The sequence below is a fragment of the Paramuribaculum intestinale genome (assembly GCF_003024925.1).
GTDB classification, from domain to species: domain Bacteria; phylum Bacteroidota; class Bacteroidia; order Bacteroidales; family Muribaculaceae; genus Paramuribaculum; species Paramuribaculum intestinale.
Window position 1 is genome coordinate 1 of the sequence record NZ_PUED01000045.1, and the last position, 15,305, is coordinate 15,305.

The window sequence follows — 15,305 nt, forward strand, 5'->3', positions numbered from 1 at the left end:
ATTATATCCTCATTGATCTGACCGGGAAACTTCTGATTGTATTCATTCAATCCGGCATCAACCTTATTGACCTTTGTCAGCAGAAGTTTGTTGAAACGTGCGCTGTCTGGAACAGACGCACGAATCTCGCCACGCCCGTTGTTGCCATTAGGGTTCCAGTCGGCCACAGCAACAGATATATTCATGCTGCGCCGGATTGGTCTGCCACCAAAGATATATTCTATTTCCACAGGATAAACTTTCGACTTGACGTAATTCTTCGGATACCGAAGCTGGAAATGTCCGAGAGGGAAAGGTTTCTTTTGTCTGCCCATATTCTTATTTCTGAAAGGTTAAGTACTCACCAAGATGAGAAGATAACTATTTAAATACTCACCAAGTTCGGAATATGGTGCAAATATAGCTATAAATAGGCAAGTTAACAAATTTTTGGCAAGCTAACTACTTGAAAATAGACAAGTTTATTTTGCGATGAAAGACAATAAAAAACGATTGACAAGTTTATTTATCACTTGTCAATCGTTTGTATTTCAAATATTTAAGTTGATAAAATCAACCAATTTTGGCTTAATATTCCTCCTCGTTGAAGAGGAAGTCTTCTTTGGAGGGGTAGTCGGGCCAGATTTCTTCGATGGATTCGTAGGTTTCGCCTTCGTCTTCTATTTCCTGAAGGTTTTCGATCACTTCAAGCGGGGCGCCTGAGCGCATGGCATAGTCGATGAGCTCGTCTTTGGTCGCGGGCCAGGGAGCGTCTTCGAGTTTTGATGCAAGTTCGAGTGTCCAGTACATGGCTATGATTGTTTTGATTGTTCGTTATTGTCCTTTTTGCGATCCGCTTTGCGTGCGGGGAGCGCAAAAGTAGTGATTCTTTTTCTTTTGGCAAACGTTTTGCGTCAGAAAAAGTTTACAGGCGGATTTCATGGAAATGCCGAGGAATCCGTCATAGAAACTTTCATGTGATCTTTGTTTCGTAGAAGCCTCATTGAGGACGGCTGATGGAGATGGCTCATTGTGGGAGTGGCGTGGCTCCGGGTGATCCAGGGCGAGGCCGCAGGTCAGTCTTCGAGGGCTTCGCGGGCGTAGCGCAGCGCCTGCTGGCGTTCGCGGCAGGTAGCGCAGCTGCCGCAGTGCTGCGGCGTGCCGCGATAGCAGGAGTAGGTGTGGTCGTAGTCGACTCCCAGACGCATTCCGCGCAGTGCTATCTCGTTTTTTGTCAGTCCGGTGTAGGGAGCGGTGAGTGTGATTCCGGCGTAGGTGCCTGCTGAGATGGCGGCGTTGATGGCTTCGACAAACTGCGGGCGGCAGTCGGGATATACCTCGTGGTCGCCCGAATGGTTGGCCATCATCACGTGGTGCAGTCCGCGGCTTTCGGCTATTCCGGCGGCTATGGAGAGCATGATGCCGTTGCGGAAGGGTACGACGGTCGATGACATGTTGTCGCCGGCATATTGTCCGTCGGGCACAGCGTCGGGACCTTCGAGCAGGGAGCTTTTGAAGTATTGTTTCATGAACGCGAGCGGTATCTCTATGAGTTCGATGCCGGCCTTGCGGCACTGCCAGCGGGCGCATTCGGCCTCGCGTTCGTTCTGGTTGGCTCCGTAGGAGAAGTTGACGGCGAGGGCTATGCGCGGGGCGTATTCCCACAGCAGTGTGGTGGAGTCAAGTCCGCCGCTGTATATCAGCAATGTGTCTTTTTCCATGATCGTATGGTGTCGTTGTTGTAGAGGTCGGTCATTTGTCGGCCATGGCTGCGAGCATGCGCTGCCGGGCCAGTTCCTGATGCTCGTCGTCGGCGTATGATGCGAACGGGTGTATGGCAATGCCTCCGCGTGGGGTGAATATGCCTTTGACCTCTATATAGCGCGGATCCATGAGCCGCACGAGGTCGTTGAGTATGATGTTTACGCAGTCCTCGTGGAAGTCGCCGTGGTTGCGGAAGCTGAACAGGTAGAGTTTGAGCGATTTGCTCTCCACCATGCGCTGGCGCGGTATGTAGTTGATGATTATCTGCGCGAAGTCGGGCTGTCCGGTGATGGGGCAGAGCGATGTGAATTCGGGGCATCGGAGTGTCACGAGATACTCTCTGTCGGGATGCCGGTTGACAAACGATTCGAGCAGTTGGGGCGCGTAGTCGGTGGGATATTGGGTGGCTTTCGACTGTCCGAGCAGCGAAAGGTTGTCGTCGTGTCGGTTCTGATCCATGTGGGTGATGGTTGGATTGTATGTGTGGGGTTGTTTATTGCCGCGATGCGCTGAAGGCGCAGAGGTCGGCATAGAGTTTCATTATCTGTGTGCCGTAGTGGTTGTTGGCGGCCCATCGTCCGTTGAGGTCGTGCCATGTCGATGCCACTCCGCGACTGACGAGGCTGAACCGCGGGTCGACCAGTCCCTCGCCTTTAGGCAGGCGTCCGGTGCTGGCGTAGGCGTATAGATGCTGTATCTGGGCGGTCACCCCTTCGCGGGGATCTTTGAAGGCGTGTCCGCGTATCCCTTTGCGCGTCACTCCGAGTCCGCAGTAGTTGTGTTGCTCGGGTCTGACGGCTGTGCCGCCGGTGTAGAGAAACCATCCGGTCTCGAGTATCGACTGGCACAGCGCCACGTCGCCGCGTATGCCGTAGATCTGACCTACGTCGTAGAACGCCTGCGCTATCTCGATAGGGAAGTCGGGATTGCGCTGGCTGACAAACAGCCACATCGTTTCGGGATCGATCTGCGTGGGACCCATGATCGCTTCGTCGCCGGAGAAGAAATTTACGGCGAAGGAGGGTGATTCGGCGGATTCCTCGGCAGGGGTGTCGAACGAGTCAAACACTATGTCGTCGGGAATTGCGATGGTGTCGGTGTGTATCTTGCGGAGCGGCTTGGCGATGCGAGGTTTCTTTCGGCGCGGCTCGGCGTAGACTCCGGAGCCGGCCAGCATCGTGGCTGCGACGAACAGTGCTATCAGCCGTGTCCACTTCATGACCTTATCCCTCCTTCTGGCGAGCCTTGCGCAATGTGTCGAGAACGTCGCTGCCAAACAATACCCAGGCCGAGGCGCCGACTACAGCGAGGAATACGCATCCGACGAGTATCAGCATTTTCGATGGCTTGGAGGGCGCGAGCGGCACGGTGGATGGCTGCACGACGGTGAACACCGGGGTGATCTCCTGCACCTTGGCCTTGGCCACCTGAAGCTGCTGGGCGGTGGTGTTGTAGAGGTTGAAGGCGAGAGCCTGCTCGTTCTGCAGGCGCTCCTCCTCGTTGCGTTTGGAGCGGAGTATTATGCCCTGGTTGTTGTCGACGTAGCTGGCGTAGCGCTGCTGGGCCTCGTAGTAGGCCTGTCGTGCCTCGTCGTTGATTTTCTGGGCATATTCCATATCCTTGCGTGCCTTGTTGGTGCGGTAGCCGATCACATATTCCTTAAGGCGTTCGGCCACAGTGTCGGCCAGCATGGCCGATACCATGGGATCCTGCATTGTCACGCTGATGCTGATGACCGATGTCTTGGCCGCCGATTCGACGCTGACTCTCGATGCCAGGGCGGCGGCTATGCCGCTTTCGTCGGGGGTGAGTCGGAATGCATCGGGCTTGCGGAGGTCGTCGGCGTCGTCGCTGCCGCTGAAGAGGCTTCTGATTCCGCCTATGGCGCGTGCGGGCAGCGAGGTGATGTAGCTCCACCATGGCGCTGAGATCTCTTCGGTGAGATAGCGGCGTACGGTGATGGTGTCGTTGCCTTCTCTGTCGGTCACCTTGACGTCGAACAGTCCGATGGCGAAAGGCACCGAGCTGACAATGTCGGGGTAGAGCTGCGTGCCAATAGCGTCGGCTCCGGTGCTTGATCCGGCCGATATGCCGGCCATGGCGGCAAGCGCTCCGAGGTTTCCGCTCATGCCCTGATTGTTGGTGGCTTCCGGCGCGAGCTTGATGGTGGTGGTGTATTCTTTCGGGATCGAGAATGCTATCACGATTCCGGCCACCGCGCCGTAGATGGCCCAGCGGAGCAGTGTGCGGCGTCCGTTCCAGAGCTTGCGTGCGAGTTCGAGCAGATCTATCTCCTGCTGATCGTCGTCGGGCGCCATGTGGCTGCCGTCGGTCAGTTTGTCGCTTTTGTCGTTGGTCATCACTTCTTGAATATTGAGTAGATGGTGGCGGCCATGGTGCCGAGCGATGCGAACGAGCTTACGTAGCTGATCACCTGCGCCCAGTTGGTGCCGCCGGTCTTGGGTTTGGACGGCACGATGATCTGGCATCCCGGTTCCAGAACCGAACCTCCCTTGGCGCGTGCCACTGTGCCGTTCATGTAGACGATGAACACCTTGTTCTTGCGTGCGCGTTCGCCATATCCGCCGGCCTGGTTGATGTAGTAGTCCACCTTCTTGCCGGGCACGTAGCCCACCACGTTGGGGAACATCACGTCGCCTGATATCTTGACGGTGCTGATCTCTTCGGGTATGATAAGCTTGTCGCCGTCCTTCAGCACCAGGTCATAGTAGCTTCCGGGCTGCGAGAGCGCTTTCTCCAGCTCTATGCCTACGGAATATACGTCGCTGAGCGAGAGCTGCTCTATGTTGATCGAGTCCTCCGACTGCGACATGGCGAGTTTGAGCGACTCGTCGCGTGCGGCCTTCTCGTCGTCGGTCATTTTGCGCATCAGTCGGGCGCCCTTGAGATAGGCTCCGTCGGTGACGCCTCCGGCGCGTCGCACTATGTCGCTGATGCGTTCGTTCTTGCGCTGCAGGGCATATTGTCCGTCGAACAGCACTTCGCCGTCGACCTCGATGAGCTTCTGTGTCTGGTAGCCGGGAGAGCGGCGCACTTCCACGATGTCGTAGGGTTTGAGCTTGAATTCGGGATCGCCGCCGAGCACGAGGCCGTCCTTGAGGGCGAAGGTGAATATCTCGGCTGTGTTTTCGGTGGGTTTGAGACTCTGCGGGTCGATGATGCGGCGCGAAACTTCGACGCGTGCGGTCGATGCGCCCTGCAGCAGACCTCCGGCCATGACTATGAGGTCTTCGACGGTGGTGCCTTCGGCGTAGGGGTAGTCGCCGGGGCTGGTCACCTGACCGTTGATGGTCAGTTCGCCGTGGTCGACGATTTCATGCACGCTCGCCACCACGAGTATGTCGTTGGGCAGTAGCTTTACATCGGACGCCCGTCCGGCAAGAATCTCGCCGAGAGCCACACCCATTGCCTTGAGCGTCTCGCCCTCGCCTTCGCGGTAGAGTATTGCGCGTGTGGTGAATGCGTCGTCGGCCAGTCCCTGTGCCTGCTTCAGCAGCGAGCGGAGTGTCATCGTGTCGTCGCCGATGGCATACATGCCCGGACGCATCACGGAGCCGCGCAGCTCCACGCGGTTGGTAAACCGGTCAACGACCGTGCCTACCTTCACCACATCGCCGTCGCGAAGCTGATAGGTGTTGAAGTCGGCCTTCTCCACGTTGTAGATCTCGTTCTGCCGGCCGGTCGGACGGCTGACGGTCACCAGTTCGCTGAATGCGTCGCCGGCGAGGCCTCCCGAATATCCGAGCAGCTTCTGGAGCGACTCGCCCTCGCGGATCTCATAGAACATCGGGCGTTTGACGCCTCCCTCCACGCTGACAAGATTTTCGTAGGGGGGCACTATGATCACGTCGCCCTCCTGCAGTCTGACGGAGGCCGAGTTGGCGTGTCCGCCGAAGAGATAGTCGTAGATGTCAACGTCGAGAAGACGGCTTCCGTTGCGTATCACGTGGATGTTGCGGAGCGTGCCTATGTCGTTGATGCCTCCTGCGCGGTAGATGGCGTTGAACACTGTGGAGAACGGCGACAGCCTGTAGGATCCGGGTATGTTGACCTCGCCCATCACGTTGACGAGTATCGAGCGTATCTGTCCGAGGGTGAGGCTTACGTCGGTCTCATCCTCGGCTACTCCCGCATATTTGGTGGCGAATGCCTTGCGCAGTCTGTCGTTGGCTTCGGCCACGGTCAGGCCGTTGAGATAGACCGGTCCGATCTGTTCGATCATGATGCGTCCTTCGGGCGATATGACGTCGCGTATCTCATCCTCGCTGGCTCCCCATATGTCGATGACCACTTCGTCGCCCGGTCCGAGGCGGTAGTCCGACGGGGTTGCCATGTTTTCGTTCGGCTCGAATGTGAGCGCCTTGTTGTTGAATAGATCATGACCGAATATCTTGCGCTTGGCCACGGTGTCCTGAAGCAGTGCGAGCGAGTCGGGTGTCATGACGTCAAACACCTCGGTCATGGTCGAGATGGTCTTGTCGTCGGGTTCGAGGGCTTTGCGCAGACGGCTGTCGCGAGTGCCTTCGAGTTTGCCTAAGGCAGTGGTGGAGCCGTCCTTGCTTTTCTTGGTCTTGGTGTCGGATTCGATGCCTTCGTATTTTTCACGCAGCCGCTCTATCTGTTCGGGTGTGACGCCTTTTGCGAGCAGTTCCTTGCCTATCTGCTGTTCGGTTTTGCCGACAGCGCTCTGGCGCTTGATGTAGTCGATTACCTGTTGGTCGGTCATTTTGGCCCATGCGGTCAGAGCCGTGAGCATGGCGGCTATAATGAGGCCGAAACTGAAAAATCTCTTTGACGTCATCAGTCGTTGTTGTTGTGCGGTTGGTTGTCGGAATCTTTTTCTTTGGTCGGATTTTCGTGATCCATGAGCTTCACGCCGAGGCGGCGTTCGCGGCTGCGTATGTGTCGGGTGAGCCACAGGTTGGCCAGCGTCCAGAGCAGGATGTCGAGTATGAGCAGCAGGTTGACTTCTATATAGCGCGACAGCAGTATGTTGGCTATGCTGAAGGTTATGGATGCCACCACGATGAGCACCATGGCAAGGCGCTGGTTGAGTCCGATGGCCAGCATCTTGTGGTGGATGTGGGTCTTGTCGGGGAGGAACGGGTTGCCGTGGCGGCGCACGCGGTGGAGAAACACCCTCACTACGTCAAAGCACGGGATGATCAGCGGCGAGACGGCCAGAATCATCGGGTTGGTGCGGAATGTGGGGAATTTGTCGGGCGACCATTGCAGCAGCGCGAGTCCCAGAAAGGCAAGGAGCAGTCCGATGGTCAGGCTGCCGGTGTCGCCCATGAATATTTTCTTTTTGCGTTCGGCGCTTCCGAATACGTTGTAGTAGAAAAACTGTATCAGCACTCCGAGGCAGGCGAACGACAGCATGGCGAAGATCGGCTTGCCGATCATCAGGAACGCTGTGCCGTAGATGATGAACGCCGCGCTCGAAAGCCCGGATGCGAGGCCGTCGATGCCGTCGATGAGGTTGATGGCGTTGACCACATATACCACGATAAGTATCGTCAGCGGAATGCCGAACCATGGCGAGATATGACCCAGGCCGATGATGCCGTGGAGGTCGTTGACATACATTCCGGCTCCGATGAGCAGCACGGCGCAGAATATCTGCACGACAAACTTGGCGCGGTAGCGCACTCCGATCAGGTCGTCGGACATTCCGGTGAGGTACATGAGCAGCAGCGCGCACAGTCCGAACGATATGGCCTGGGCGTTGATGCGCATCATGTTTTCCATGTCGGTGTTGCCCATGAGTATCGACATGCCGAGAAGCAGCGACACGCTGAACAGGATCACCGGCGTGAAGGCTATGCCGCCAAGGCGGGGCACGGTGCCGCGGTGGATCTTGCGCTCGTCGGGCATGTCGAACAGTTTGCGACGGTACGACACCAGAAGAATCTGCGGAATCAGTATTCCCGCAAAGAGGACGCTCAGCAGCGTCGACAGGAAGCAGCAGATAATCCAGGTGGTCATATATCGGTCTGAATAAAAGTGTGAGCAGAATGGAGAGTCACTGTCATCTTGCTTTTAAGGTTAGTGTTAAGGCATCCCAGCAGAGCGCCGATAGCGGACGCGGTTTGCAAAATTACTAAATTAGTGTGGCTTCGGCAAATGATTCGGTCAGAATTTCTTCATCGTGATCCTTGCCTTGTCGGATGTGACGACGAGTGTCTGGTGGTTGAGATGCTCTATCTTGAAAATGGTCGGCGAGGCGTAGATGCCCCACGGTGCGAGCTGATCGGTGCCGTAGGGAAATTCGAGCGTCAGCCGTCTGTCGGTTTTGTCGTAGGTCATGTTGGCGGTGGCCTTCACTCCCGGGTTGGTGAGGTTGGCCGTGTGGAGATAGAGGCAATAGAAGAGGGTGTATGGCTCGCTGACGGTGTTGTCGTCGAGGTTTTCAACTGTGATCACGCGCCACTGTCCGTCGAGATCGCCGTTGATGCCGCCTTTGCGGCATGAGGTGGCGGAGATAATGATCAGTATGGCGGCCAATATGGCTGCGGCGCAGTTGGTTGTGTGCGGTCTGTTCATAGCCATCCGGTCTTTTTGATTGATAGCATGGCGCCACGGCTCGGTCCGAGCAGGGATCCTCCGTCGGTGGCAAATGATATGGTTCCCGACCATCCTTTGAGCTTTGGCGGACGGATGGTGGCTTCGAATAGTGTGTTGACGTTGCCAAGCACTCTCGGTGTCGGGGCGTCGTAGGTGCCCCAGCTGCGCGAATAGCTCAGGAGCATGCGCCAGGTGAGCCACGGCACGGGGTTGCCCTCGACGCCGAGATGATGGCCCTTGATACGGTTGTGTCTGAACGACAGGGAGCCGTCGCGGTTGTAGACCGGCGATATGAGCAACGGATTGCCTATGCCCATGCCCCAGTGCTGCCATCCGGCGTAGATGCCGTGGTTATAGTATTGGTCGCGTCCGCTCACCTGTTCGGGTATCTCCGGAGTGTGATCCCAGTAGACCGGGCCGGCCTGGTCTTTGGTGTAGAGATATTCATAAACTAAGGCGCTGACTATCGGGTTTTTGGGCAGGTTGACCTCCACGCCCAGAAGCATGTCGCGCCATGTGTAGTCGAAAAACATCATCGAGTGGTCCTCGAAGAAGTGCTCGTAGTAGAGTGCCGCCGACCAGTCCGACTCCGCCGGTGCCCATTTGAGGCGGAAATCCCATTCGCCGGTGTGGTTGCCATAGACGTTGAGCTGTTCCGACGAGGGGGTGTCGCCTCCTCCGGCCGATGGCCAGAATACCTTGATCCAGTCCTTGAAGCCGTTGGGCATGTCGATGACTTGACCTTGGAACATAGACTGTCCGCCAAACTGGGCGCCCATCTGAAGTCCGGCTTCGAAAGTGAGCGGGAAGCGCTGTGTGTCGCCCACCATGAGCGTGCCGCCTTTGGAGTGGAACAGCACGTGCTTGGTGTGGCGCGCTCCGTTCTTGGCGGCGTGGCGCTGCCAGCTGTCGTCGGTGAAGGCTCCGTAGGCCAGATAGCCCTTGATGCCGATCCATCCGTTGGTAAACGGCACTTTGACGTAGTCGGGCAGCGACAGCCGCGCCTGCGGTATGGGGCGGGAGTTGTTGGAGAAAAGCAGGTCGCCGCTCGACAGGCGCAGGTTGTTGAATCCTCCGGTCCACTCCTTGGATCCCACCGACAGCTCGGCATTGCGGTAGCGCAGGTCGGCGTAGAGCTGCTGCACCACAAACGACGAGGTGAAGTTCCAGGGTACAGCCAGATCCACTCCGGCGCCCCACGTAAGGCGTCGGCCCTCTTTGCGGGCGTCCTTGAACAGCGACGCGCGCACGTAGCCGTTGTTTTTCTCGATCGACGACAGGCCGAAGCGGTTGTTGACGAGCCAGAAGGGGGTGTTGGCTCCGGAGCTGACGGTGGCGTTGACCTCGGCCGAATATCTGAATGTGCTGTCGGGCAGCTCTATGGCCGGAGCGCACAGAGCCGACGCAGCCGTAGTGAGAAGCGCGGTTAACAGTCGTATATGCCTCATTAAGGAGAAATGATTTGGTTTTGAGGGTGCAAAGTTACTATATTTATTCCCAATAACAAAACAGTTAGCGTCTGTGGTACATCATTTCACCTGATGATGGCATAGTTGTGGAAATATTTGCTAATTTTGTGAAAAATCAATGGATTTCGTTTATAATTTTCAATATACAGATTTATCATGAAGAAAACCATTCTCGCCGCGCTCGCGCTTGTCTGCGCGTTGGTGTCGGCGTCGGCCGCTCCGGGCGGTACGAATCCAAAGCCTTTCGTGGTGCCTGAGGTGCGCCAGTGGCAAGGCTCGAAGGGAGTGCTGAACATCACCACGTCGTCGCGCATAGTCGTGGCTGATCCGGCTCTGCGGGCTGTGGCCGACTCTCTCGCCGCCGACTGGCAGCGCATGTTCGGCACTGCGCTCGAAGTGGTGTCGGGCAAGGCTGCGGCCTCCGATGTGGAGCTGAAAATCAAGGCTGACCGCCGTCTTGGCGACGAAGGATACACGATGACCGCCGACAGCCGTCTGACCATATCGTCGCCTACCCCTACAGGTGTCTACTGGGGTACGCGCACGCTATTGCAGATCGCGCAGCAGACTCCCGGACAGGCTGTCCCGAAAGGCAAGATCACCGACTGGCCCGACTATCCGGTGCGCGGCCTGTCGCTCGACGTAGGGCGTAAGTTTTTCCCGCTCGATTATGTCGACGATCTGGTAAAGGTGCTGTCGTACTATAAGATCAATTCGTTGCGTCTGCATCTCAACGACAACGGCTTCCCGTATTATTTTGCCAATGACTGGGACAAGACCTATGCCGCATTCCGCATGGAGAGCGACACTTTCCCCGGATTGACTTCGCGCGACGGCTACTACACGAAGCAGCAGATGCGCGACCTGCAGCGCACGTCGGCAGGCGATATGGTGGAGATCGTTCCGGAGATAGACATTCCGGCTCATGCTCTGGCATTCGCACGCTACCGCGGCATAGGCAGCAAGGAGTTCGGCGAGGATCATCTCGATCTGTTCAATCCGGCCACAATGCCGTTTCTCGACTCGCTTTTCCATGAATATCTTGGCGGTCCGGATCCGGTATTCACAGGCCGCTACATGCATATCGGCACCGACGAGTTCGGCAAGGATTATCCCGGATTTGACAAACAGAAGGAGACGGCCGAGCGATTCCGTTCGTTCATGGACCATTACATCCGCCTTGTAGAGGGCTACGGCAAGACTCCGTGGGTATGGGGGTCGCTGTCGACAGCTCCGGGCGAGACTCCCGTCAAGACGCAGGGTGTGATGCTCGACGCATGGTATAACGGTTATGCCGATCCCAAGGAGATGGCCCGCCTCGGATTCAAGATCAACTCAATCCCCGACGGCATGGTGTATATAGTGCCCAATGCCGGTTACTACCACGATTATCTCAACACCGAGTGGCTCTACAAGGAGTGGACTCCGGCGCGTGTGGGTCCGGTGCAGTTCGAGGAGCGCGACACGGCTCTCGTCGGCGGCTATTTCGCCGTGTGGAACGACCATGTGGGCAACGGCGTGTCGGTGCAGGATGTGCACCACCGCGTGATGGACGCTCTTCCCGTGATGGCTGCCAAGCTGTGGGACGGACCGTCGGTGACACTTCCCTATGACGATTTCAGAGCTGCCTCGCAGCAGTTGGCCGAGGCTCCCGGCGTCAACAGGCTGGCCCGCGTCGGCGATCCGCATTCGGTGGTCTACGATACGGCACAGCTGCGCCCCGGACAGTCGACCGGCATTTCCGACGTAGGATATGACTGGACTCTGGAGTTTACTCTCGATGCAACGCTCGAAAAGCCCGGAACAGTGCTGTTTGAATCGCTCGACTCTAAGCTGTATCTCGCTGACCCCGTGAAGGGTATGTTGGGCTTCATGCGCGACGGCTATCTTTATGACTTCGGTTTCCGTCCCTATCCTGGCGAGAAGGTGGATATCCGCATCACCGGCACCAACAAGGCCACCCGCCTGTATGTCGACGGCAAGCTCTTCTGCAGCCTCGACAACACTACCGAGTGGTACAATGAGGGCAAGAACAAGATGTATCGCCTGCAGACTCTCGTGCTGCCTCTGGCCAAGGCTGGACAGTTTGAGAGCAAGGTGAGCGATCTGAAAGTGAGCAACTATATACGCTGATCCTGACAATAGGCCGGAGCCGTTCGGCTCCGGCCGATATACGAAACCGTCCCCTGCCGGCCGATATGGCTTGCAGGGGACGGTTTTTGTGTCGTAGCGTGAGTCTGACGTCTGCAGTGAGGTCGCGTCAGAGTCTGTGTCGGTTTACATCTTGGCGCGTATGGCGGCCGTCTCGTTTTCGTAGCCGGGCTTTTCGAGCAGCGCGAACATGTTGCGTTTGTAGGCCTCTACGCCGGGCTGGTTGAAGGGGTTGACTCCGAGCAGGTAGCCGCTTATGCCGCAGGCCTTCTCGAAGAAATAGATGAGCTGTCCGAGCCATTTCTCCTGAAGCGCCGGAAGTGTGATCTGGATGTTGGGCACTCCGCCGTCGACATGGGCTATGCGTGTGCCGAGCTCGGCCATTTTGTTGACCTCGTCGATACGCTTGCCTGCGATGTAGTTGAGTCCGTCGAGGTTGTCGCTGTCGGCGGGGACGCGCAGTTCATGGTCGGACGCGGCTACGGAGATGACGGTCTCGAATATGGTGCGCTCACCCTCCTGTATCCACTGGCCCATGGAGTGGAGGTCGGTGGTGAGGTCGACCGCAGCGGGGAATATGCCTTTGCCGTCCTTGCCCTCGCTCTCGCCGTAGAGCTGCTTCCACCATTCGCCGAAATAATGGAGCTTGGGGTTGAAGTTGGCCAGTATCTCGGTCTTTTTGCCTGCGCGGTAGAGCGCGTTGCGGGTGGCGGCGTAGAGCAGCGACTGGTTGTCGAGCGATGCTGCGGTTGTGGCGGCCTCCATCTCGGCGGCTCCGTTAAGGAGTGCGCGGATGTCGTAGCCGGCCACTGCGATCGGGAGCAGACCTACGGGGGTGAGCACCGAGAAGCGTCCGCCCACGTTGTCGGCGATGACAAATGTCTTGTAGCCCTCTTCGGTGGCGAGCTGGCGCAGGGCGCCGCGCTTGGCGTCAGTGATGGCTACGGTCAGTTCGGCGGCTTTCTGCTTGCCGGCCTGCTGCTCGAGCTTCTCTTTGAGCAGACGGAAGGCTATTGCCGGCTCTGTGGTGGTGCCCGACTTGGAGATCACCACTATGCCGAATCTCTTGCCGTCGAGGAGCTGCAGCAGCTCATGCATGTAGTCCTCTCCGATGTTCTGTCCGGCAAACACCACTTTCGTAGCGCCGTTGTCGCAGCGGTAGGCTGCAAACGAGTCGCTCAGGGCCTCGATGACTGCCTTGGCGCCGAGGTATGAGCCCCCGATGCCTACACACACCACATATTCGCACTCCTTGCGCAGACGCTCGGCTGTGGCTATGATGTCGTCGACGAGGTCGGCTGTGGTTTCCGAGGGGAGTTTCACCCATCCGAGGAAGTCGTTGCCGGCTCCGCTGCCGTTGTCGACTTTGGCGAGCGCTTCGGATGCTTCAGGCAGCATGGCGCTTACGGTGCTTTCGGTTATGGAGCCGAAAGCGTTGCTGATGTTTACTTTGATGGTATCCATTTGATAAAGTGATAAGTTTCTGTAATATGCACTGCCGTCAGGCGGCGGATGCTCCTTCGGTGTATAACGGTCGAACGGGGAGTAGTGTTCACCGGATGGATCAGATGAACGTGTCGCTCATCTTGGCGATGGCCTTCGAGGGGTTGATGCCACGGTAGAGTATGTCGAACACTCCGTCGAGTATCGGCATAGGCACGTCGTAGCGCTCGTTGATCTCGTGGATGCATTTGGTGCCGTAATATCCTTCGGCGGTCTGCTCCATCTCCATCCTGGCTGCCTTGACGGAATAGCCGCGGCCTATCATCGAGCCGAAATTATGGTTGCGGCTGAAGCGTGAGTAGGAGGTGACGAGCAGGTCGCCGAGATACACGGAGTCGCATATCTGGCGCGGACGCGGATAGACGGTGTAGATGAAGCGTTCCATCTCCCTGATGGCGTTGCTGACGAGCATTGCCAGGAAGTTGTCGCCGTTCTTTAGTCCGTGGACTATGCCGGCGGCTATGGAGTAGACGTTTTTGAGCACGGCGGCGTATTCAATGCCGTCGACGTCGCTTGAGGTGATGGTCTTGAGGGTCTTGCCGCTAAGGCATGAGGCGAATTTCTCGGCCATGAACAGGTCGTGGCCTCCGACGGTCAGATAGCTCTGGCGGCCGAGTGCCACCTCTTCGGCATGGCATGGTCCGCTGACTACGAGGGTGCGTTCGGGAAGTACTCCGAACCGTCGCTGCATGTATGTGGATATGAGCTGGTTGCCGTCGGGTACGATCCCTTTGACGGCCGATGCTACATATTTGTCGGATATATCGATGGTGATCTTGTCGACGTGGGCTTTGAAATATGGCGACGGCATGACCAGCAGCAGCGTGTCGGCATTGCGGCACGCTTCGTTGATGTCCGACGAGAATTCGATACGCTCTATGTCGAAAATGACGTCGCTCAGGTAGGCCGGATTGCGCCGCAGGCGCTTGAAGTCGGCTATGCGGTCGTCGCGCCGCATATACCAGATGATCGATTCGCAGTTTTCGAGCAGGAGCTTAGCCAGAGCCGTGGCCCAGCTTCCTCCGCCCATGACGGCTATTGTACCTGGAAAGTTCATAGGTGGGTAATCGGTTTTGACAGGCGTCCGGCAGCGTTCGGTCTGAATGCTGTTGCCGTCGGTCGGTCGTTGAAACACTTCATGGTATGGTTGATGATCAGTTGTCCCGCTCCGGCAGGGGAGCCGCCGTCGGCAGGTGTCGGCCGGCGGCTCTCCGCTGTGGTGGCGGATGTCATTCTTCGGTCGATGCCGATGCTGCGGTGGCGATCCACTGCTTTACGTCATCGGCCGAGGGATTGGTCAGTCCGAGCTTGAACTTCTTGTTGAGTCCGCATAGATCCTGCTGCAGTTTGCCCGCCGACGCTGTCGCGGCGAGTTGCTGCAGGGTCAGCACTCCGAGTTTGTGGAGTGCGGGCACCCATTCTTCGGCCACTCCTGCGGCGGCAAACTGTGCGGGAGTGTCGCGCCGGGCGGTCTTTTCGGGACGCATCTGTGGGAAGAAGAGCACTTCCTGTATGGTGGTCTGGCCGGTCATGAGCATCACCAGGCGATCCATGCCGATGCCCATGCCTGATGTAGGCGGCATGCCGTATTCGAGGGCGCGGATGAAGTCCTTGTCGATGATCATGGCTTCGTCGTCGCCTTTCTCGCTGAGCTTCATCTGCTCTACGAAGCGCTCATACTGGTCGATGGGATCGTTGAGCTCGGAGTAGGCGTTGGCCAGCTCTTTGCCGTTGACCATCAGTTCGAAGCGTTCGGTCAGCTCGGGGTTGTTGCGGTGGCGCTTGGTCAGCGGCGACATCTCGATGGGGTAGTCGATGATGAATGTGGGCTGTATGTAGCGAACTTCGCAC

14 protein-coding genes and 1 pseudogene are annotated in these 15,305 nt (G+C 57.4%); 1 reads left to right on the forward strand and 14 read right to left on the reverse strand.

The annotated features are described in order from the left end of the window. The 10 genes and pseudogenes from C5O24_RS13960 to C5O24_RS05085 form a co-directional block, all read right to left on the reverse strand. Positions 1 to 185, reverse strand: a pseudogene (locus C5O24_RS13960) (recombinase); the annotation flags it as partial. A 382-nt stretch (positions 186 to 567) separates the two neighbouring features. After that, entirely contained in the window at positions 568 to 789 is a 222-nt protein-coding gene (locus C5O24_RS05045) for a DUF2795 domain-containing protein (RefSeq protein ID WP_107035953.1), read from the reverse strand. A gap of 266 nt (positions 790 to 1,055) precedes the next feature. Further along, entirely contained in the window at positions 1,056 to 1,700 is a 645-nt protein-coding gene (gene queC, locus C5O24_RS05050; RefSeq protein ID WP_107035954.1) for a 7-cyano-7-deazaguanine synthase QueC, read from the reverse strand. Between the two features lie 31 nt (positions 1,701 to 1,731). Next, complete coding sequence (queF, locus tag C5O24_RS05055) at positions 1,732 to 2,202, reverse strand: preQ(1) synthase (RefSeq protein WP_107035955.1); 471 nt, start codon at positions 2,200 to 2,202, stop codon at positions 1,732 to 1,734. Positions 2,203 to 2,236: 34 nt separating this feature from the next. Beyond that, on the reverse strand, positions 2,237 to 2,962 hold the full coding sequence (locus tag C5O24_RS05060) for a glucosaminidase domain-containing protein (RefSeq protein WP_202613078.1): 726 nt from the start codon (positions 2,960 to 2,962) through the stop codon (positions 2,237 to 2,239). Between the two features lie 4 nt (positions 2,963 to 2,966). Next, on the reverse strand, positions 2,967 to 4,103 hold the full coding sequence (locus C5O24_RS05065; protein WP_107035956.1) for a Wzz/FepE/Etk N-terminal domain-containing protein: 1,137 nt from the start codon (positions 4,101 to 4,103) through the stop codon (positions 2,967 to 2,969). Next, a complete protein-coding gene (locus tag C5O24_RS05070; protein WP_237613015.1) occupies positions 4,103 to 6,565 on the reverse strand; it encodes an SLBB domain-containing protein in 2,463 nt (820 codons plus the stop codon). Before C5O24_RS05070 ends, C5O24_RS05065 begins: the two co-directional genes overlap by 1 nt. Then, positions 6,565 to 7,752 carry an MraY family glycosyltransferase gene (locus tag C5O24_RS05075; protein WP_107035957.1) on the reverse strand — a complete coding sequence of 396 codons (1,188 nt, stop codon included), beginning with the start codon at positions 7,750 to 7,752 and terminating at the stop codon, positions 6,565 to 6,567. Before C5O24_RS05075 ends, C5O24_RS05070 begins: the two co-directional genes overlap by 1 nt. 147 nt (positions 7,753 to 7,899) lie before the next feature. Beyond that, complete coding sequence (locus C5O24_RS05080; RefSeq protein ID WP_161553810.1) at positions 7,900 to 8,310, reverse strand: lipocalin-like domain-containing protein; 411 nt, start codon at positions 8,308 to 8,310, stop codon at positions 7,900 to 7,902. Beyond that, positions 8,307 to 9,779: a capsule assembly Wzi family protein gene (locus tag C5O24_RS05085; RefSeq protein WP_107035959.1), complete on the reverse strand. Its 1,473-nt coding sequence runs from the start codon at positions 9,777 to 9,779 to the stop codon at positions 8,307 to 8,309. Before C5O24_RS05085 ends, C5O24_RS05080 begins: the two co-directional genes overlap by 4 nt. Before the next feature lie 177 nt (positions 9,780 to 9,956). Between C5O24_RS05085 and C5O24_RS05090 the strand changes: the two genes are divergently transcribed. Next, positions 9,957 to 11,933: a beta-N-acetylhexosaminidase gene (locus C5O24_RS05090; RefSeq protein ID WP_107035960.1), complete on the forward strand. Its 1,977-nt coding sequence runs from the start codon at positions 9,957 to 9,959 to the stop codon at positions 11,931 to 11,933. Positions 11,934 to 12,077: 144 nt separating this feature from the next. Here the strand turns inward: C5O24_RS05090 and C5O24_RS05095 are convergent, their stop codons facing one another. The 4 genes from C5O24_RS05095 to C5O24_RS05110 form a co-directional block, all read right to left on the reverse strand. Further along, positions 12,078 to 13,415 (reverse strand): glucose-6-phosphate isomerase, encoded by a 1,338-nt coding sequence (locus C5O24_RS05095; protein WP_107035961.1) that lies wholly within the window; start codon positions 13,413 to 13,415, stop codon positions 12,078 to 12,080. Between the two features lie 100 nt (positions 13,416 to 13,515). After that, positions 13,516 to 14,511 (reverse strand): NAD(P)H-dependent glycerol-3-phosphate dehydrogenase, encoded by a 996-nt coding sequence (locus C5O24_RS05100; protein ID WP_107035962.1) that lies wholly within the window; start codon positions 14,509 to 14,511, stop codon positions 13,516 to 13,518. After that, positions 14,508 to 14,687: a hypothetical protein gene (locus tag C5O24_RS05105; RefSeq protein ID WP_107035963.1), complete on the reverse strand. Its 180-nt coding sequence runs from the start codon at positions 14,685 to 14,687 to the stop codon at positions 14,508 to 14,510. The genes C5O24_RS05100 and C5O24_RS05105 overlap by 4 nt, the downstream gene beginning before the upstream one ends. Continuing rightward, a partial coding sequence (locus C5O24_RS05110) for an amino acid--tRNA ligase-related protein (protein ID WP_338418703.1) occupies positions 14,684 to 15,305 on the reverse strand: 622 nt, incomplete at its 5' end. The genes C5O24_RS05105 and C5O24_RS05110, both read right to left, overlap by 4 nt.

What these genes read in the sequence shown, in the direction of transcription:
- C5O24_RS05045 (WP_107035953.1), bottom strand. Translation starts at nt 789, where the DNA reads ATGTACTGGACACTCGAACTTGCATCAAAACTCGAAGACGCTCCCTGG.
- queC (WP_107035954.1), bottom strand. Translation starts at nt 1,700, where the DNA reads ATGGAAAAAGACACATTGCTGATATACAGCGGCGGACTTGACTCCACC.
- queF (WP_107035955.1), bottom strand. Translation starts at nt 2,202, where the DNA reads ATGGATCAGAACCGACACGACGACAACCTTTCGCTGCTCGGACAGTCG.
- C5O24_RS05060 (WP_202613078.1), bottom strand. Translation starts at nt 2,962, where the DNA reads ATGAAGTGGACACGGCTGATAGCACTGTTCGTCGCAGCCACGATGCTG.
- C5O24_RS05065 (WP_107035956.1), bottom strand. Translation starts at nt 4,103, where the DNA reads ATGACCAACGACAAAAGCGACAAACTGACCGACGGCAGCCACATGGCG.
- C5O24_RS05070 (WP_237613015.1), bottom strand. Translation starts at nt 6,565, where the DNA reads ATGACGTCAAAGAGATTTTTCAGTTTCGGCCTCATTATAGCCGCCATG.
- C5O24_RS05075 (WP_107035957.1), bottom strand. Translation starts at nt 7,752, where the DNA reads ATGACCACCTGGATTATCTGCTGCTTCCTGTCGACGCTGCTGAGCGTC.
- C5O24_RS05080 (WP_161553810.1), bottom strand. Translation starts at nt 8,310, where the DNA reads ATGAACAGACCGCACACAACCAACTGCGCCGCAGCCATATTGGCCGCC.
- C5O24_RS05085 (WP_107035959.1), bottom strand. Translation starts at nt 9,779, where the DNA reads ATGAGGCATATACGACTGTTAACCGCGCTTCTCACTACGGCTGCGTCG.
- C5O24_RS05090 (WP_107035960.1), top strand. Translation starts at nt 9,957, where the DNA reads ATGAAGAAAACCATTCTCGCCGCGCTCGCGCTTGTCTGCGCGTTGGTG.
- C5O24_RS05095 (WP_107035961.1), bottom strand. Translation starts at nt 13,415, where the DNA reads ATGGATACCATCAAAGTAAACATCAGCAACGCTTTCGGCTCCATAACC.
- C5O24_RS05100 (WP_107035962.1), bottom strand. Translation starts at nt 14,511, where the DNA reads ATGAACTTTCCAGGTACAATAGCCGTCATGGGCGGAGGAAGCTGGGCC.
- C5O24_RS05105 (WP_107035963.1), bottom strand. Translation starts at nt 14,687, where the DNA reads ATGACATCCGCCACCACAGCGGAGAGCCGCCGGCCGACACCTGCCGAC.